Annotated in this window: 12 protein-coding genes; 8 read left to right on the forward strand and 4 right to left on the reverse strand. The window is 44.4% G+C overall.

Going from position 1 to position 20408, the window contains the following annotated elements; genetic code table 11:
* Window positions 1–448 precede the first annotated feature (448 nt).
* Window positions 449–2686, forward strand: coding sequence for an FUSC family protein (locus COR50_RS18655; RefSeq protein WP_098195395.1), 2238 nt, complete (start codon window positions 449–451; stop codon window positions 2684–2686).
* Here COR50_RS18655 and bshC read toward each other — a convergent pair.
* Complete coding sequence (bshC, locus tag COR50_RS18660) at window positions 2659–4254, reverse strand: bacillithiol biosynthesis cysteine-adding enzyme BshC (protein ID WP_157760992.1); 1596 nt, start codon at window positions 4252–4254, stop codon at window positions 2659–2661. The two genes, COR50_RS18655 and bshC, sit on opposite strands and share 28 nt — an antisense overlap.
* Window positions 4255–4568: 314 nt before the next feature.
* Between bshC and COR50_RS18665 the strand changes: the two genes are divergently transcribed.
* A complete protein-coding gene (locus tag COR50_RS18665; protein ID WP_098195397.1) occupies window positions 4569–6845 on the forward strand; it encodes a glycosyltransferase family 4 protein in 2277 nt (758 codons plus the stop codon).
* Here the strand turns inward: COR50_RS18665 and COR50_RS18670 are convergent.
* From COR50_RS18670 to COR50_RS18680, 3 genes are all read right to left on the reverse strand, one after another.
* Window positions 6842–8317, reverse strand: coding sequence for a glycoside hydrolase family 130 protein (locus COR50_RS18670; protein WP_098195398.1), 1476 nt, complete (start codon window positions 8315–8317; stop codon window positions 6842–6844). The two genes, COR50_RS18665 and COR50_RS18670, sit on opposite strands and share 4 nt — an antisense overlap.
* A 101-nt stretch (window positions 8318–8418) precedes the next feature.
* On the reverse strand, window positions 8419–9699 hold the full coding sequence (locus COR50_RS18675; RefSeq protein ID WP_098195399.1) for a glucose-1-phosphate adenylyltransferase: 1281 nt from the start codon (window positions 9697–9699) through the stop codon (window positions 8419–8421).
* A gap of 10 nt (window positions 9700–9709) precedes the next feature.
* Entirely contained in the window at window positions 9710–11128 is a 1419-nt protein-coding gene (locus COR50_RS18680; protein WP_098195400.1) for a glycogen synthase, read from the reverse strand.
* A gap of 130 nt (window positions 11129–11258) precedes the next feature.
* On the opposite strand from COR50_RS18680, the gene COR50_RS18685 reads away from it, so the two are divergent.
* From COR50_RS18685 to COR50_RS18710, 6 genes are all read left to right on the forward strand, one after another.
* Entirely contained in the window at window positions 11259–12173 is a 915-nt protein-coding gene (locus COR50_RS18685; protein WP_098195401.1) for a DUF72 domain-containing protein, read from the forward strand.
* Between the two features lie 186 nt (window positions 12174–12359).
* A complete protein-coding gene (locus COR50_RS18690) occupies window positions 12360–15287 on the forward strand; it encodes an FAD-binding and (Fe-S)-binding domain-containing protein (protein ID WP_098196316.1) in 2928 nt (975 codons plus the stop codon).
* A 287-nt stretch (window positions 15288–15574) separates the two neighbouring features.
* Window positions 15575–17029, forward strand: a complete 1455-nt coding sequence (locus COR50_RS18695) for a TolC family protein (protein ID WP_098195402.1) — start codon at window positions 15575–15577, stop codon at window positions 17027–17029.
* Window positions 17026–18012 carry an HlyD family secretion protein gene (locus COR50_RS18700; RefSeq protein ID WP_098195403.1) on the forward strand — a complete coding sequence of 329 codons (987 nt, stop codon included), beginning with the start codon at window positions 17026–17028 and terminating at the stop codon, window positions 18010–18012. Before COR50_RS18695 ends, COR50_RS18700 begins: the two co-directional genes overlap by 4 nt.
* A complete protein-coding gene (locus COR50_RS18705) occupies window positions 18009–19181 on the forward strand; it encodes an ABC transporter permease (RefSeq protein WP_098195404.1) in 1173 nt (390 codons plus the stop codon). The genes COR50_RS18700 and COR50_RS18705 overlap by 4 nt, the downstream gene beginning before the upstream one ends.
* Window positions 19168–20367, forward strand: coding sequence for an ABC transporter permease (locus COR50_RS18710; RefSeq protein ID WP_098195405.1), 1200 nt, complete (start codon window positions 19168–19170; stop codon window positions 20365–20367). The genes COR50_RS18705 and COR50_RS18710 overlap by 14 nt, the downstream gene beginning before the upstream one ends.
* Window positions 20368–20408 lie beyond the last annotated feature (41 nt).

Genomic DNA, 20408 nt, shown 5'->3' on the forward strand with positions numbered 1-20408 from the left:
AAGCCGTCAAAGATATAATTTTAATACGAACAGGTTAGGTGCTTTTTCCTGTTTACCCGGACTATATGGTAAGTTAATGGGGAAATTGATTTCTACATATTTTATTTATACACAGTTGTGCATAAATTCCCCTAAAACACCACGATACAAACAATACAAAATACTGATTAATAAATAAATATACTCTTTTTCTAACATTTTATTTAATTATCATCCCGGGAGGATTACATCACCGCTGCGAAGGGTTATTACCTAACATTTAGCCCGGAAAAAGGCAGGAAAACGAAATGGCATGAAATTTTAAAAGGGAAGATCAACATAGAAATAATTATTTTTAGAATACCGGCAAAAGCTTTTCACGTGGAAATGCAATACACTTTTGCTGAGTAATTGAATTACAATAATTTATCCCAAAAAATTCGGCAATTCAGATTAATTTTGAGGTGGCATGCAGAAAGAACAATTGTCCAAAGAAATCAAATCATTTTTCTATAGCTATCATTTTAGCAACGGGGTGCGCACCACCCTAGGCGCGGTGGTTCCCTCGATAGTCTGCGCTTTATTCGGCCGTTTAGATATCGGCATATCCGCATCGATGGGTGCCTTGTGTACGGCCCTGGCAGATGTGCCGGGCACGATCGTTCATAAAAGGAACGGCTTGATAATCAGTACCGTGCTAATTACTTCGAATGCCTTGATTTCAGGCTTATTACAATTTTCCCCGGTATTACTAACGACCTGGTTAGCCCTATGCGGTTTCTTTTTCGGCATGCTCAATATTTACGGGAACCGTGGCACCAACATCGGGATCGGCGGTTTACTCGTGCTTGTTTCCATTCTCAGCGAACACCTCGGTTGGCGGGAAGCCTTCCATGTTGCATTAGCAACCCTCGGCGGTTGTTTATGGTATGCGCTATTGGCCATTGTATTTTGGCAAATCCGTCCTTACCTCACCGTGCAACAAACCTTGGGAGAATGCATACAGGAAACGGCAGACTACCTAAAACTAAGGGCCAATTTTTACAGTAGCTCCGTAGACCTAGCTTCCACTCACAAGGCCGTTTTACAACAACAGGTAAAAGTCAATGAAAAACAGGAATCCGTCCGGGAACAACTTCTCAAGCAACGGTCCGCTCAACAGGGTACAACAAGCATCAGTAAAAGCATGGTGCTCATTTTCCTGGACCTGATAGATCTTTACGAGCAAATTATGGCCTCCCAGGTCAATTACGATACCTTGCGGAATAAATACAAGGGTACCCATTTATTGGCACAGGTTCACGATACGATCGTGGCCTTCGCAGATGAACTGGATAGTATCGGGCTGGCCGTATCTGCTACGCAGCGGTCATTCCCGAAAGTAAACCTAAAAATAGAAATCGAGAAGGTGAAGAAAGAGATGCTTGCCTACAGGGATCAACACTTGGGACAGCAAGATTTTAATGAGCTGATCCCCTTGGAAAGCCTGTTAACTAACCTCAAGCAAATCTCTCAAAGGATTTATAACCTGCACCGCTTAACCCGGCTGGAAAGGGTTAAGGAGGTAAACTTTGATATGGGGTTAAAGCTCGACAAGTTCACCACGCGGCAACATTATGACCTGGAAACCTTTAAAAATAACTTAACCTTCGATTCCCATATATTCAGGCATGCTATCCGCCTCGGCTTGGCAATAGCGGCCGGGTACGTCTTGGGGCAATCATTGGATATCAGTAAAACCTATTGGATCATCCTGACCATAATCGTGATCATGAAACCGGGTTTCAGCATGACCAAAACGAGGAGTGTTCAACGGCTATTGGGCACCGTGATAGGCGCATTGTTCGCAGTACTGGTACTCATGCTAACACAAAACCCTACGGCCATATTCATCATCATGCTGGTGTGCGTCCTGGCGGCTTATAGTTCGATGACATACAATTACGTGGTGAGCGTATTTTTCACGACGCCGTTCATCATATTCCTATTGCACTTCTTGCAACCGGCAGATTTCCATAATGCCACGCAAAGGGTGATAGATACTTTGATTGGCGCTACCATGGCCTTTTCGTTTAATTATTTCTTCTGGCCCAGCTGGGAATATAAATTCTTGCCAAATTATATGTTCAAAATATTGGATGCCAACCGCAAGTATTTTAACCAGGTCATGGCATTATATACCGGCAACAGTTTTGATCTGGAAGCATACAAATTAGCTAGGAAAGAAGTACATGTTAATACAGCCAACCTGATGGCCGCTTTTCAGAGGATGCTATCGGAACCCAAGAGTAAGCAGAAAGGAGGTTCGGACATTTACTATTTCGTGGTATTGGTTAACTCGCTATCTTCCCATATCGCGCAATTAGCCTCTTATGCATTGGAGCAAAAGTTAAAATTCCCACGGCAGGAATATACTGGGGTACAACAATACATTCTTGCATTGATAGATAGTTTGGAACAATACATGAAAACAGGCATAAAACCGGATGCAATCCCTGCCAATACTGCATTACAAAGCCTGGAAAATCACCTCGACGACCTACTCCGGCTAAGGCAATCGCAAATAAACGAGGGCCTGGGACATACCGATACGAGGGATGAGTTATTAGAAATCAAACAAATCCGGGATCAGTTGACAGCGATCGATGTTGTTTTGCAAGATATGTTTAAGGCCGCCGTTCACGCTTCGGCAATCACGCAAAACTGATCGGTTACCGGTATCATGGCTTCCAAGATCATATCAAAGAATGCCTGCCCGTATTGCGCGTAAAAAGGCATGAAGTTCTCTTTTCTTTCTTGTAATGAATTACCGGGGAAAAAGCGACCTTTGATTTGGCGAATTTGCTCCGCCTGCCAAGCAAACTTTTTCTTTTCTGCTTTCAGGAACTTATGTTCCAGCTTCCCGATTACTTTACTGACGCGGTGATGTTCCGCTTGGGTAGTGATCACTAAGGTAGGATCAATCTCCGCGGCTTTCTGCTGTAACTTTTCAAAAAGCGCGTCGATTTCAAGGTATTCATCTTTCAATACCAGGTTAGCGTTCGTGTGGCGGCCCACGTAATTATTGATCAATGTTTCCACCTCCGTGAATAGGTCCGCTAAGCTCAAACCTAATTTTTGTATCCTCCCGTGATGAAATTTATCAATAAACAGGAAAGAGTTTCTTAACAATACTACCGGGTAAGGCACCCTGTAATGTTGAAAAAGCGCTTTTAATTCCATCCAGTACGCCACTTCACCCCCACCACCGAGGAAGGCGATATTAGGCAAGATCGTCTCCTGGAACATACCCCTTAAAATTACATTCGGGCTAAACCTTTCGGGATGCAGGTTCAATTCTTGCAAGAGTGATTCCCTGTTAAACTTCATACCGCTGTTCAAAACAACCCAAGCCCCGTCTTCATACACGATCCGTTCCCTCAAGTCGCCCTTAAGATAAAATAAATTGATTTCCCTCGGGCTGGCTTGCACCTTGTAATGCTCCCCTAAAGCCGCTATAGTTTGATTAACGATCTTGTAAGAAGTTTGATGTAATAGCTCATCTTCCATTACCGGGATGTATAAGCGCTTCAAATCCGGCGTATCAGGGATCAACACTACCAATCCATACCTTCCGAACAGGGCATTGACCAAGTAAAGCGTGGCGCTTTGTATATCGTCATGTTGTAAGTAAGCGGTCCTGATGATGGCCATCAACTCATCAGAATGGGGAGTATAACCCAATTCATGTTGAATCGTATCGAGCATTTCTTCGAAGCCTTCTGTTTTCATGCGGCCAACCGCCCCAGTTTGGGTAGTTTCCCAGGCAAGCGTTTTGTTATTGAGGAAAATTTTCCCCAATTCGTCGAGGTCGGCATCCTCGCTCCCCATGTAATAAACGGGAACAAAATTTTTACCGGGAAATTTTTCTTTTAGTTCCGCGGCGAGCTTTACGGTTTGAAGAATTTTATATGCAAAATATAGGTAACCGGTGAAAATATTAGGCTGATGCGCCGTGCAGATGGTAAATGTATTGGGCGATAGCAACAAATCTATATTCAGGCGCACCGCGCTATCAATCTCAAGCCCGGCATATTGCTGATGCAATACTTTTACGAGTACATCCCTATGCAAAGGTTGTGACTCCTTAGCTTTCATGGCCAATTCAAAACCCGGTTCCACCGGGTGATATTGCAAGAAAGGCTGCATCTTGGGATCAGCAACCAGGAAATCTTTAATGAGAGTACTGAAATATCCTGTCTCGGAATAAGGTAAATACTGGTTCAATTGCTTCATACGTTCGCCCGATATATTTTGGATGCACGAAGTTAGACAATTTGACGGTCCAAGTTCAATTTTTGATACCATCAAATGCCTATAACGGCTTCAAATTTACTTCAAAATCATATCTAAAAACAATACAGCACAACATTTACCGATCCGTATCACCCCTGCCAGGATCGATTTTTTTGACTTTCGTATTACAAGGCATTAAAAATTAAAATATGCTTAAGCCATCGAACTGGCTAACTTTTTGGATGTTATAATTATCCAGCCTACCCTAAACCGACTTGAAAATTCAATTTTAACCCAATTAAAATTTTCTGTATATGAAGGTAGCCTATGTTGCTTCGTACCCACCAAGAGCTTGTGGCATAGCCACTTTTACCGAACACTTAGTAGAAGCCATCGGTATGCAGGGAAATATTAGCCCGGTGGTCATTGCATTAAATGATGGAAAAGATTTATATGACTATCCTGCGGAAGTTATGAAGCAGGTGGAGCAACAAAACCTGGATGATTACTTGGCGGCGGCTGATTTTATCAATAACGAAGGTATTGATTTGTGTATCATCGAACATGAATTCGGCATCTTTGGAGGAGAAAACGGGATATACATCCTACCTTTCATTGCCAGGTTAAAAGTACCTGTAATCGTCACCTTTCATACGATTTTGAAAGATCCTAACTTCATGCAAAGAACCATCATCCACCAGGTTGGTTTGAAAGCAGATGCCATAGTGGTTATGAGCCAGCTAGCGATACAATTCCTACAAGAAATATACGGGGTGCCTGCCGGGAAAATTAACTTCATAGAACACGGCGTACCGGATTTTACCCAAATCGAGTATGATTTCGGGAAAATGCTACCGGGCTTCGAGGGGAAGAAGATGCTATTCACTTTCGGGTTATTGAGCCGTAACAAGGGCATTGAAACGGTTATCAAAGCCCTACCAAAGATCATACAACAATACCCCGATACCGTGTATGTTATTGCCGGTAGTACCCATCCTGGCGTTATCCGCCATTCAGGAGAAGAATACCGTGAAAGCTTGCATCAACTTGTACAGGATTTGGAATTACGGGAACATGTTATATTCCTAAACAAGTTTTTAACGGAAAAAGAATTATGCATTTACCTGAAGCGATGCGACCTCTATATAACGCCTTATTTAAGCGAGGCGCAAATTACCAGCGGCACCCTGACCTATGCATTGGGAGCCGGAGCCGTAGTATTATCTACCCCGTACTGGTATGCGAAAGAGTTGCTCGCGGGCGAACGAGGCTACCTCTTTCCTTTCAAAGACTCCCAAACCCTTGCAGCTTGTGTATTACAACTATTTAATAATCCAGGCGCCCAGTTGGAAACAAAGCAGCGTGCTATCACCTATGGCCAGCATCTACAGTGGCGCTCCATGGGGCAACGCTACCTTCAACTGGCAAGGCTTACCATCCAAAATTATCATAAGCAAGATGGCCCAACCTCTTTATTTACCCAGGTGCCGGCGCTGAATCTCGCGCATGTTCGCAGGTTAAGTGATTCTACCGGGATCGTTCAACATGCCAAGTACGGCATCCCGAATTTGAAGGAAGGTTACTGTTTAGATGATAATTCCAGGGCCTTGATGATGCTATTGATGGCAGGCCAATTCCGCAAGATCAAGGATGTTCAAGAACTATTACCGGTTTATTTGAGCTTTATACATTATATGCAAAGACCGGACGGTAACTTCAGGAATTTCCTGGGCTTCAATCGCCGGTACCTCGATGATATCGGGTCGGAAGATTCCTTCGGTAGAACGGTTTGGGCCCTTGGTTACCTAATTCGCTATGCACCGAACCATTCTTACCGTGAATTTGCTTTGGAACTATTCCACAGGAGTGTTCCCCATTTCAAACAATTGGAACACCTCAGGGGCCATGCTAATACCATAATAGGTATCTGCCAATATTTGCATTATTACCCTTCCGATGAAGGGATGTACCATGTTCTACAACCGATGGTCGACAAGCTGGTAAACGCTTTTTTCGAAAATAATGAACCTGGTTGGCAATGGTTTGAGCCCCGGATGACTTATGACAATGGTATTCTACCACTTGCTTTGCTGCATGCTTACCAGGTAATGCCATCGCCGGTATTAAAAGATGTAGCGATGCAGGCCCTTTCATTCCTGGAACTGGTTACTTTTAAAAACGAATATTTCCAACCTGTTGGCAATGACGGTTGGTTCGAGAAGAACGGTATCGTTCCCCGGTATGATCAACAAGCTGTAGAGACGATGGCCATGGTATTACTTTATCAACAAGCGCAGGAGGTGACGGCGGAAGATAGTTTCACGCAAAAAATGTACAGTTGCTTTGAATGGTTCCTTGGTAAAAATAGCTTGTTTGTTCCGCTTTACGATTCACAAACGCATGGCTGTTGCGATGGTTTGCAAGAAGCCGGGCTCAACAGGAACCAGGGCGCTGAAAGCACCTTGGCCTTTATCATCTCGCAACTATGCGTTTTAAAGGCGATGGAGTCAACGGCAACATCCCATAGGAATACCATGATGATGACCCATTCCGTGACCTACAACGGCCTTATCCACGTATCGAACCGCTAACAGGTTTGGTCATCATTAACGATCTTTTGCAATAAACTGGGCAGATGTACAGAAGCGAAAGATGAAGCGTAATCTGATAACCCGTAAGGAATAATCAGTTCATCATTATGTATTAAAGATCCGCATGAATACAATACATTGGGTACATAGCCTTCCCTTTCATCCTTGTTAGGGATCAACAATGGTTCTTTGAGCCGGCCTAATTCCTTCATAGGATTTTCTAAATCCAACAAGCTTGCACCGATAGAATACGTTCTCATCGGCCCGACGCCATGCGTTATCAATAACCAACCTTTTTCAGTTTCTATGGGAGAACCGCAATTACCGATTTGCACAAACTCCCAAGGATGCTTGGGTTGTTGCAATATCTTCGGATTTTCCCAAATGTTGATCTTGTTCGAATACATCAAGTAATTATTGATTCCATCGATCCTTGAAAGCATCGCGTACCGGTTGTTAATTTTTCGTGGGAATAGGGCCAGGTTCTTATTCTGGGCACCTTCCCCGTATAGCGGCATTATATTAAAATGGTAAAAGTCTACCGTTTCCAGTAACTTGGGTTGAATCGTTACTCCATCAAAAGCAGTATAGGTCGCATAATATTTTTGTTCCCCGCCTACAGTGGTGAATTTAACGAAACGGGCATCTTCTATGCCCCGGCTTTCGGCATCGGAATAAGGGAAAATCACCCTATCCGATATATCGGTATCAAGTGAAAAGTTGATTTCATAATACGAGTTAGCCAACCAAAGCAGGCGTTCCAAGGACTTTCTTAAAAGATGATCCACCTGGTACCGTTGCTGTAACTCCCTGATGATATGCTTTAACGCGATATACTCAAATTCTTCCGGAAGCCGATCCCTGATCTCGCTCAATACTTGATCCGGCAATTTAATGCTCACCGCGTTCTGGAAAAACACACTTTTTTGATAGATCGCGTTACGGACAATGTCGGGTTCATCCACGTAATTTCCGGCGGGAACTAAAACGATATCATTATTCCTGTCAATTAATCCCCTGCGGAACACGATCGAAGAAATATGTCCTTCCCCCACGGCCCTAAAACTGATAATAACGCGCTTCTCCCCTTCTTCTAAACCGCCCTGGTCGTAATCTTCCACGATTGAAGGATTAAAAAATGCGGCTGATTCTATCGAGTATTCATTCGTGAAATAAGAACCGATCAAAAGCTTTCGTTTATAATCGATGCCTTGGTAGTCGATATTCAATTGTTGAAATAAGTTGGCTAACTTATCGCAATGCCTTTCAAAAATCCTGGTAATGTTCCGGTGTCGTTTCGAGAATTCCCTGAGGATAGGGGTAATTGAAAGATGTACCCGCTGGTCGGTCATCGCCATTACGTGCTGGATAATAGCTGTAGCGCGGCCATCTCCATTAAAAAAGAACCTGGCTACAACTCTTTTTAGGTCGGGAGAAAATCGGACAGCATGTCTTTCTACTGTAATTCTCATGTCGTAAAGGATTTGAACATTCTAACCGGGTCATTCCTTTGATCGTCCTCCCGGAATAACCCGGTTACTATACATTATTAACAGTAGCACCGGTGGAATTGTTATTTACCGATAACAAATCCATCGGGCAGCCTTGCCCCTTTCTTCACCACAACTATGCCATCTTTTACCGTATAAAGTGCGTGGTCGCCATCATGTAAATGTTTTCCCCCGTTAATAATTACATCATTTCCAATCCGGCAATTCTTGTCTATGATTACATTCTTGATGACACAACGTTCACCGATCCCCATCGGTGGCTGGTTCTCTTCCTTGGCTGCCGATATTTCGTCCAGGGTTTGGTAAAAATCATTCCCCATGATATAGGCGTTGGTAATCTCGGTATCCTTACCGATGCGGGTACGGATACCGACCACGCAATGTTCCAATTTTTTTGCCATAATGATACACCCGTCGGCTATCACGGTACGTTCCAATGTTGTGCCGCTGATCTTTGCCGGTGGCAGCATCCGGGCGCGGGAAAAGATCGTTTTAGATTCATCGAATAGGTTAAACTTCGGAATTTCATCCGTGAGTCCCAGGTTCGCTTCGAAAAATGAAGAAATATTCCCGATGTCTGTCCAGTAGCCTTCGTACTGGAAGCTCAGCACCTTGTATTTCGTAATTGCGTAGGGAATAATTTCCTTACCAAAATCGGTGGCATTATCCTGTTCACCAAGAAGTAGGTCAAATAGCAGGTCCTTGTTAAAAATATAAATGCCCATGGAAGCAAGGTAATCCCTACCCCCTGTTTGCATCTCTTCACTTACCGGGGAAGACCATTCGGGCAGTAGTTCCTTGGCGGGCTTCTCGATAAACGAGCTGATGAAACCTTCCGCATCTGTTTTGAGGATACCGAATTCGGTAGCATCTTTGGCTGTAACCGGGATAGTGGCAATGGATATTTCAGCGCCGGAATCGATATGCCTTTGCAGCATCTCCCGGAAATCCATCTGGTAAAGCTGGTCACCGGATAAGATCAACACGTATTTGATTTCAAAATTCTCGACATGTTTCAAACATTGTCGAACCGCGTCCGCGGTGCCTTGGTACCAAGTAGGGTTTTCCGGTGTTTGCTCGGCGGCGAGTATATCAACGAAAGCCTTGCTAAAGGAGCCGAAATTATAAGTATTCTTGATATGCTTGTTAAGTGATGCAGAATTAAATTGGGTCAATACGAAGATCTTTTCAATTTCGGCATTCAAGCAGTTTGAAATGGGGATATCCACCAATCTGTATTTCCCGGCCACCGGAACGGCAGGTTTACTCCTGCTTCGTGTTAACGGGAAAAGGCGCGTTCCGGCGCCACCTCCAAGTACGAGGGAAACGATCGATTTTATCATAACGTTTAAATTAATATTTTAGGCTACTGTATAAATTGATATATTCTTTTGCTGCTTGGTTCCAGGAATGATCAATAGACATCATTTTTACCCGGTAATTTTGAAATAGTTTATCATCTTTATATACTTCCAACGCGCGCTTGATAGCATAGCTAACATCCCAAACGGAAGGGTGTAAAAAAGTGATCCCGGCACCCTTATCCCCGATATCGATTACCGTGTCTTTCAAACCACCAGTTTTCCTGACCAAGGGCATCGTTCCATACCGCAAAGCATACATTTGGTTTAAGCCGCACGGTTCTACCCTGGATGGCATCAATAGAAAGTCCGCCCCGGCGTAAAGTTGATGCGACAAGGCTTCATTATATCCTTTATAAAAGCAATAACCCCGGGGGTAAATATGTTTCAACTGGTCTAAATGGTAAGCTATGCTGTCATCGCCGCTACCGAGCACCATGAAATTTAATTCTCCTTCATGATCTTGCAGGGCCTTATAAATTATGCCTGGCAACAGATCCGCCCCCTTATCGTTTACCAGCCTGCCTATGAATACGAATAAAGGCAATTCCTGATCTAAATTATAGGCTTCGCAAAGCTCGGCTTTATTGGCTGCCTTGCCGGTCACCAGGTCTTTTTTCATGGAAAAATGGGAATACAAATACGTATCTGTTGCAGGATTCCATACTTCTGTATCGATCCCGTTCAAAATACCGCTGCATTTACGTGATTCCATACGTAATAGTTCTTCCAACCCGTTCGCTTGTTCTAACAGTTCCTGCATATACCCGGGGGAAACGGTATTCACCTTCCAGGCGCACTTAATGCCTGCTGCGAGGGGATTGATGGCCCCGCCCCAATCGAGTAGGCCGGATTTCCATAAATCGAATGATGGCAGCATGTAGATCCTATCCCAACCGAATTGCCCTTGGTATTGTGCATTGTGTATGGTTAATACAGAAGGGATGTTCTTAAGATGGCTATATTTATAAGCATATTGAGCCAAGAAAGGTATCAAACCCGTATGGTGGTCATGGCAATGCAATACATCGGGCAGGTGCTTCCATTCGTTGACCCAGTCTAGTACCGCCACCTGGAACCCGAGAAAACGTTCCATATCATTATACAAACCGTAAACTTGCCCATGATCCAGCAGGCCGGGAATATCTACCAGGTAAAGATCAAACCCCAAGACATTCGTAGATTCTTTAAGCACATTGAAATGAAACCATTGGTTACCTATCCAAATCCCTCCCTGGTGCACCGTTTCAAAATGATGGTCGAAGAAAAAAGGTAAACGGTATGCCGGGATGACAACTTTCGCGATCTCTCCAGCTGCCACTTGGTATTTGGGTAATGCACCCACTACATCTGCCAAGCCGCCAACCTTGGCTACCGGGTAGCATTCTGCGCTAATATGTAATATTTCCATGCTATTTAATGCTGCTCTAATTTCTATTATAAGTTACAGGAGAAAAATTATATATCAAAAACAAGTTTTTATAAACGGGACAGAATCGATATATTTTTATTAACATTGATCATCAATACAATATAGAAATATGGATTTTGGAAGAGTCAAGCCGGAACAATTAGCTGAAATTGACTTTAAATTACCTTCGGAACCCATTTTTAATGCCGGCGCCTTAAAAGGTCACCCGGTAGCGCAACCCAAAATTTGGATCGGCGCTTCAAACTGGGGTAGCAAGGAATGGGTAGGTCCCGTATACCCAAGGGGAACGAAGGAAGCCGATTATATGGAACAATTTACTAAGCAATTCGGCTGTTTCGAGTTAAACGCGACGCATTACAAGATCTACGATCATGCTACCATCCGCAAATGGGCGGCCAGGGCCGCGGGCACTTCTTTTCAATTCTGCCCGAAGCTACCCCAAACTATCAGCCACTTTAGCCAGCTGCGCCAAACGCGCGATTTAACCAATGCTTTTATAGATAGCATAGCGGCCTTCGAAGAGCATCTTGGCCCCGTCTTCATGCAGCTCAGCGAACGGTTTTCTCCCGGTAGGATGGATGAATTATTACAGTACCTCGAAAATTTCCCGAAAATTGTCCCGTTTTACCTGGAATTAAGGCACCCGGGATGGTTCGAGCAATTACAAACATGGGAACAGCTCATTTCCGAATTAAAGAAAATGGAAGTCGGCTTGGTCATCACGGATACCGCCGGGAGACGGGATTGTGCCCATATGCATCTCACGACACCCCGGACATTTGTCCGGTTCGTCGGAAATAATGGTCACCCAACTGATTACGAGCGTACGGAAGATTGGACTAACCGCATCAGGTATTGGATTTCGAAAGGTCTTGAATCCGTCCACCTGTTTATGCATATGCACGATAACCAGCAGATCCCGCAAATTGCCCGGCATATCGGAATGGCCTTAGAAAGACAATGCGGCATCCCCGTTATAAAACCAACTATAAAAGATGAGCCGAGGCAATTAAGTTTGTTATAAATCATCCTTAGGACACTACATTGAATGATATCCATAAAATTGTTATATTATTTATCATGATGGGGAAATAGGTAGCGAATCCAGGCGAGCTTTTGAAAAATTTCAAAATCATGGCCGCCATTCATTTTAAGCTGGAAACCCTCGCCTTAAAATATTAATTTCGCCTCCTAATAATCCATGCAAGATATGTTGAAGCGCGAATCATTAGAACAATTAAGCAGCCAGTTAACAGGCACATTATATACGGATGAAACCATGCGTATATTGTATGCCACGGATGCCTCTGCGTACCGCGAAATGCCTTTGGCAGTGGCTATTCCAGCCAATGAAGAAGACATCCGGAAACTGGTCCTCTTTGCAAGGGAGCATAAAACGGCCCTTATACCTAGAACTGCCGGCACCTCCCTTGCCGGGCAGGTTGTTGGGAAAGGTATCGTGGTAGATGTTTCACGGACTTTCACGAAAATATTAGAGCTGAATAAAGAAGAATCTTGGGTAAGGGTGCAACCCGGCGTGATCCGCGATGAACTCAACATGTTCCTCAAACCGCATGGACTATTCTTCGGTCCCGAAACTTCTACGGCCAACCGGGCGATGATAGGCGGGATGGTGGGCAACAATTCCTGCGGTTCTAACTCCGTGGTATACGGCAGCACCAGGGATCATCTCATTTCTGTAAAAGGTATACTCAGCGATGGTAGCGATATCGAGTTTAAGACATTGGATATCGAAAGTTTCCATGCTAAGTGCGAAGGGGATGAAGAGCTTTTGGAAACAAAGATATACCGGCAAATCCGTCATATACTTAGTAATACGCATAACCAGGAAAATATCCGGAAAGAATTTCCCAAGAAAAGTATCAAGCGTAGAAATACAGGTTATGCGATCGATTTATTACTGGATACCGCGCCGTTTACCGCCGGTTGCAAGGATTTCAACTTTTGTGAACTAATTGCCGGATCGGAAGGAACCCTCCTGTTTATCACGGAAATTAAGCTGCATGTTAACCCTGCTCCACCGAAAGAAGCCGGATTAATGTGCATCCACTTCAACACGATCGACGAAGCCTTGAAGGCTAATGTAATTGCCATGCAATACAAACCTAGCGCTAGCGAATTAATCGATCATTACATACTCGAATGCACCAAGGATAACATCGAACAAAGTAAAAACAGGTTTTTCGTACAAGGCGACCCCGGCGCTATTCTCGTTATTGAATTTTGCAGGGACAACCGCGAAGATATCATTGAAGTAGCTTCCAGGATGCAGAAAGCCATACAGGAAGCAGGGTACGGGTATCATTTTCCCATTTTATTCGGGGACGATACCAAGAAGATCTGGACGTTGAGAAAGGCGGGTCTTGGCCTGCTGAGCAATTTACCAGGTGATGAGAAAGCTGTACCGGTTATTGAAGATACCGCGGTAGATGTAGAGGATTTACCGGGTTTTATCGCGGAATTTAACCAAATATTGAAGGGGTACGGCCTGCACGCAGTGCACTATGCCCATGCCGGTAGCGGAGAATTGCATTTACGCCCAATCATTAATTTAAAGACCAAGGAAGGAAACGCTTTATTTAGATCTATTGCGCAAGAGATCGCTAAGCTGGTGAAGAAGTACCACGGGTCATTAAGCGGAGAACACGGAGACGGTCGGCTCAGGGGTGAATTTATCCAACAGATGATCGGTGAAGAGAACTATCAACTCTTACGCCAGCTTAAATACACCTGGGACCCGGCTAATATTTTTAATCCCAACAAGATCGTGGATACCCCTTCCATGAACAGCATGTTGCGTTATGAACCGGGAGCTGTTGCGCCGGATTTAAAAACGGTGTTCCGTTTCCCCAACCAAACCGTATTACAGCATGCGGAACAATGTAACGGTTCGGGCGACTGCCGCAAGACGCAACTCAGCGGCGGAACGATGTGCCCCAGTTACATGGCTACCCGTAATGAAAAAGATACTACCCGTGCCAGGGCAAATATCTTGAGGGAATTCCTGACACATAGTCCCAAGGAAAACAAGTTCGACCATCAAGAAATATACGAGGTATTAGATTTGTGCTTGGCTTGTAAAGGCTGTAAATCGGAATGTCCTTCTAACGTTGATATGGCAAAATTAAAAATGGAGTTCCTGCAACATTACTACGATGCTAACGGGGTACCATTTAGAAATAAACTGATTGCAAATTTTTCCAGTTTATCGGGCTTGTCTGCCACGGCGCCGGGTATCTACAACTGGATGGTTAAAAATAAAGCGACCAGTTCCATCATTAAGAAAATATCCGGCTTTGCCGGGGGGAGATCCTTACCGGGGTTATACAATACCACGCTTAGAAAATGGTACGGCAAGCACGCCAGGCATGCCGGCACGGCGGCAAAGAAAGTGTATATGTTCTGCGACGAATTTACCAATTTCAATGACACTGAAATCGGGATAAAAGCCGTTCAATTATTGGAAAAATTAGGTTACCAAGTATTGATGATCGAACATCCTGAAAGTGCCAGAGCCTTGATGTCGAAAGGGATGTTGAGGAAAGCGAAGCAAATCGCTGAAGAAAATGTTCGTATTTTTTCCGGGATCATCCGTGAAGAAACACCGTTATTGGGCGTAGAACCTTCCGCCATATTAAGCTTCCGCGATGAATATCCCGATCTTGTAGACGCTTCCCTGGGAAAGCAAGCCCATGAATTAGCAAAGCATGTTTACTTAATAGATGAGTTCCTGGCAAACGAATTATCGCAAGGAAGAATCCAGGCTGAGCAATTCACTACCGAAACGAAGCACATCAAATTGCATGGGCATTGCCAGCAGAAAGCCTTGTCCGGCATTGCATACGCACAAAAAATATTAAGCTTACCCAAAAACTATACTGTTGATATTATACCGAGTGGATGCTGCGGTATGGCAGGATCTTTCGGGTATGAAAAAGAACATTTTGACTTATCGATGCAAATCGGGGAAATGGTTTTATTCCCGGCGGTAAGGAATGCCGGTGCCGGTACTATCATCGCGGCGAGTGGCACCAGTTGCAGGCACCAGGTTAAGGATGGCACCGGTATAATCGCGAAACACCCGGTGGAAATATTATTCGACGCATTAGTGGATTAATTTGAATTGAAATATGTGGAGAGCGGCAGGTAAATTGGCATCTTTCCACATATTCCATCCACGCTCCCAGTTCTGAATTTGCAATTGATTGCATTACTTTAATACCGGCAGGGTAAACATTAGCAGTAGAATAAACCCTGTTAATCCCCCTTTTATAATTATCTTCCTTTTATCATGTTGCCCGATCCCTTCCCAGGGTTAATTACCTGTAGCTATTTAACAAAATCGATTCCATTACTGTTATAAAAAGAACTATGTAACAATCAGCATTATATAAAAGCGATTACATGAATTGGAAGTTTCCACTAGCCTGCGTAGCTCTATTAGCCATCAACCAAGGTACTGCTGCCCAAAGCGGCTCTACGAGCTTATCCCGATGTTTGCAGATCGCCCACCGGAATAACTTATCCATCAATCAAGCTCGAAAATCCCTGGATGCCAGGGAATACAGGGTTAAAGCCGAAAATGCAACTTACTTTCCGAAAGTTGATCTATTGGCTGGATACAATTACCTTGGAAAACCATTGGAGATCAACCTGGGACAAGTTAGGGATGGCGTAGTGAATGGCTCCTCTGCCCAAAGTGCTGCCGCCGCAAACGAAGTGTATAAACAGATAACAGGTAATAACCTTCCTGCCGATGTGCAACAAAATATTCAAAACATTTCCAAGAACGTGATCGGTGCCATATATCCCGACTATAACCCCGCCTTGGCCAAACAACAATATTTTACTTCCTCCTTGGTAGTCAGGCAACCCATTTACCTGGGAGGGAAACTGGCCGTTGCCAGGGATGTTGCGAAGGCGGAATATAGTTCCGGTCAAGCGAACATTGACTTTGTCAGCCAAGAATTAGATTACGCGGTAACGGTGCAATATATCAGGATATTGTATTACAATTCCTTGTTAAAATCACAACGCGGGATTCTCGAAATAATGGAGCGGTACGAGCGGATGGCCGCCTCCCTAGTGAAAAATGATATCATACCGCCGTTTCAAAAAAATTGGGCCACGGTTGCAGTTGCACATGCAAAAACCCGTGTCAACAACCAAGACATGGAGCGTAACAATGCCATGATAGAACTAAAACGCCTGCTGCAATTACCGCAAGATTCACTGCTAGATATCCGGGATACGCTGCATTACTTGCAGTACTCACCCGCTCCCCCGCCTGTAACGGACTTCTGGAGAAATTCCGCCACTTATAAACTGGTGGAAACCAAAACAGCCTTGGCATCCTCGGCTGTTAAAGCGAGCAAGTCTTTTCAAATGCCCAATATATTTGCTATCGCGAATGTTCAATTATATCAAAATGATTTACCGATCACCATTCCGCCTTGGTTAGTTGGTGTAGAGTTGCAATGGAACCTATTCAGCGGCTTCGCGAATAGTCGCCGGGTAAAAGCAGCCAAAGAATTGCTGGATGCATCGGAATTAGCCAACGAAGAAACCCGGCAAAAATTAGAAGCGGGCGCCGCAATAGCGAGGAACCAGGTATTGATGTTGCAAAAAGATATCGAAACACTCGCCATAGCATCGGAACAGGCGAAGTTAACGACAAAGCTGGTAGGTGAACGGGTAGACAACCAGATGTCATCCATAAAGGATGTCAACGATGCATTATTAGTCGAAGAAGAAATCGGCAAAGCATACAACGCGGCTGTATTAGGTTACTGGATCGCCCTGGCAACATATTACAATATCCTGGGAACACCCCAACAAATCGTAGCTTTTATACCATGAAACAATTAAAACAATATTGGGCCTTACTGGTGCCGATCGCTATTTTGCTGGTTGCCGTGCTCTACCTGGTCAAAGAACCGGCCGTTGATTCCAGCTTACCCATTGGCATGGTGGATGCTTCTTACGTAGATGTTGCCGCCGAATTTCCCGGAAGGCTAGATAGCCTGCACGTAGCGGAAGGCGATACCGTGAAAAAGGGGCAACTGCTGGGTGTTTTAAGAACCACCGAGATTGACGCGATCCGCAACCAAGCCCTCGCCGCCATCGAAGCAGCCGAAGGCCAGGTAAAATTATTGGAAAAAGGGGCAAGGCCAGAAGTAATACAATCTGCTGGAAAACTATACAAGATAGCGCAAGATCAATACGATCTCGCGCAAAAAACTTATCAAAGAATGGAACGTTTGTATAATGACAGCGTTGTTTCGGGACAAGAAAAAGACATTATCTATTTCAAATATCAAGCGGCCAAAAAAGAGATGGAGATTGCCAAGCTCAACCAGGAGATGTTGGAAAAAGGCGCCCAACCTGAGATGCTACAAACCGCTACAGCCATATTAAAACAAGCACAACAAGGATACGAATTAACCAAGGCTCTCAGCGATAACACGAGGATCTATGCCCCTGCAAACGGTATCATTTCATCCCTAATCATACATGAAGGGGAAATTGTATCGATCGGTTATCCCATGATGACTTTGCAAAAGAACGATTCATATATCATAAGGTTTAATCTTCGGCAAGATATCGGGGGCAAACTTCCATTGGGCACCGCTGCAAAGGTTACTGTGCCGGGCTGCGACCCGGAACTGTTCGATGTAAAAGTAAGCAGTATTGCTCCCAGCCTGACTTTTGCAAACTGGGTTCCTACCAACCAGAAAGGCTCTTTTGAAATGCGCACCTTTACAATTGAATTTAAACCGGCAAATCCCGCTGCCATACAAGGGTTAAGGCCCGGTATGACCGCCGCATTACATTTACCATGATCCGATCCGTACTCAATATTTGCACCCGGGAATGGAAGCGTATCCTTACGCGTCCGGATCATTATATCGTGTTAATATTGATGCCGCCATTGCTTTTCATTTTTTACGCGTTGATTTATCAAAACCAAAAGGCTTACGATCTGCCGGTAGTGATTTGGGATGAAGATCATTCCGCGTTAAGCAGGCAATTGACGTTTATGCTGGAGCAAACGGAAAGCATTCATATCACGGGACAGGTCAATGGCATGGAAGAGTTAAAAACATTGATGCAAAAAGGAAAGATCTCCGGCGCGGTACATTTTCCGGCACGCATGGAACGCGATATTAAAAGCAGGCACCCGGTAACGATCCCCGTATTTACGAATGCCTCGGCGCTCGTGCCAGGAAAATTGATTTATAGCGATGCGTCCACGGTATTGATCACTGCAGCTTCCGGCGTAATTTTGCAAAAATTCCAGAAGCTTGGCATGACGGAAGCCAAGGCCATGGCACTTGTTATGCCTATTCAACTGGATACTTACCGCTTGTATAACCCCGCCTATAATTACCAACAATACCTGGTACCTGGCTTAATTACCGTGGCTTTACAAATGATGATCATCATGGTATCGGTACTCGCGATTAATACCGAATGGAACGAAGGAAGCATGCAAGAATTACACGGTTTATCAAATGGTAGCGCCGGTAATATCATCCTGGGAAAAACCTTGGCGCACTTGGGTATTTCTTGGATTAATTTCATACTCGTGGTTGGCATCCTCTTTCCATACTTTAACTTGAGCAGAAGCGGACATCATTTAGAATTATTTATCCTCTTCAACTTCCTCTCCTTAGCTTGTACCGGGATCGGTTTCATGATCTCCGTTTTAGCACAAGACACGATGCTGGCAGCCGACGTGGGCTTGTTTTACACATCGCCGGCATTCGTATTCAGCGGGTTTACATTCCCCCGTTGGGCAATGCCTTGGTACGATCAATATTATGCGCAACTCATGCCTTATACCTCCTTCCTTGATGGCTTCTTCCAAGTATATTTCATGGGCTTGCCTTTGAGCTATGCCGGCATATATATGCTGAAAATGTCGTTATTCATCGGGTTCACATACTTTATCGCGGTTTTCTTCTTACAACAACGATTCAAAAAGCAACTGGCATATGCAGCATCTTGAACATCATCATACTAATTCTTGGTGGGCGCTGCTCTTACGTGAGGCGCAACTGGTCGCAAAGGATCACAGTTTATTGTTGACCTTGTTGATAGCGCCTTTGCTCTACGCTTTTTTCTACGGGAGTATTTATTCCAACAAAGCAGAAGAACAAGTTCCGATTGACATAGTTGACAATGACCAAACAGGTTTATCCCATACCTATATCCAGGAGCTACGTAACACCCAAATGGTTCAAATCCGGGCCCTGGTTCCCTTCGAAACGGCGCAGGAAAATATGTACAAGGGCATCACGCAAGGATACCTTTTGATTGAAAAAGGCTTGGAAAAGAAAGTTATGTCTTTACAAGGATCGAAAGTAGTGCTGGTTTTAAATGCCGCTAGGTTCTTACCCTCCAGTGACCTGCTACAGAATATTACAACCGTTACTTTAACCGTCGGTGCTGGCGTTCGATTACAATACAATCAAAAGCAAGGTATGAGCAGCGACATCTCGATGCGGGAAGTTGCGCCGGTAAGTGTCGATTATCACCCCTTATTCAATCCGGGTAGCAATTACGGAACTTTTTTAATCCCGGGTTTACTGGCCCTAATATTACAGCAAACGCTGCTCATAGGGCTGTCTGGCGGTGTTGCGGCAGAGCGCCAACATGGGCGGATAAAGGACTGGATTAATACTGCTAATGGCAATGTGTCAACAGCCATTTGGGGTAAAGGTCTTTTCTACTTTATACTCTTCGGGATATACGGCTATTTCTTTATGAATGTCAATTACCGCGTGCTTGGATTCAGCGTACTTGGGAACGGCTTAGAGTTGGGCGCCATGATTCTACTGTTCATCCTGACCTTGATACCCATGGGGATTTTTATCGGCTCTCTATTTAGATCACAATTATTATGTACACAGGTAATGGCATTCTCCACATACCCCGTATTCCTGGTCACCGGTTATACTTGGCCCTTGCAAGAATTACCGGCGCCATTACAAGTAATATCAGCATTGTTGCCAACGACGCCATTTATTAACCTTTATACCGCGATCGTACAGCAAGGCGCGGGTATCAACGACAGGTTACCTTCCTTGGTACACTTATGCGCATTATGGGTAATGTACAGTTTTGTATGTATTTGGTGGCTAAGAAGGATCCGGGAAAGGGATTCCCACGTAAAATTAGCGGTAGGTGCATAGCAGTACGCAAATAACTTTACGCCAACCATGAATTACCGGCA

Source organism: Chitinophaga caeni (genome assembly GCF_002557795.1).
Classification (GTDB): domain Bacteria; phylum Bacteroidota; class Bacteroidia; order Chitinophagales; family Chitinophagaceae; genus Chitinophaga; species Chitinophaga caeni.